Raw genomic sequence first — 255 nt, forward strand, 5'->3', positions numbered from 1 at the left:
CCTACGGGAGGCAGCAGTAGGGAATCTTCCGCAATGGACGAAAGTCTGACGGAGCAACGCCGCGTGAGTGATGAAGGGTTTCGGCTCGTAAAGCTCTGTTGTCAGGGAAGAACAAGTATCGTTCGAATAGGGCGGTACCTTGACGGTACCTGACCAGAAAGCCACGGCTAACTACGTGCCAGCAGCCGCGGTAATACGTAGGTGGCAAGCGTTGTCCGGAATTATTGGGCGTAAAGCGCGCGCAGGCGGTTTCTT

1 rRNA gene is annotated in these 255 nt (G+C 55.7%); it reads left to right on the forward strand.

Annotated elements, in window-relative coordinates:
* Nucleotides 1–255 (forward strand): 16S ribosomal RNA (locus M3202_RS22200); the annotation flags it as partial.

It is taken from the genome of Halalkalibacter oceani (assembly GCF_023715605.1).
Taxonomy (GTDB): domain Bacteria; phylum Bacillota; class Bacilli; order Bacillales; family Bacillaceae_D; genus Halalkalibacter; species Halalkalibacter oceani.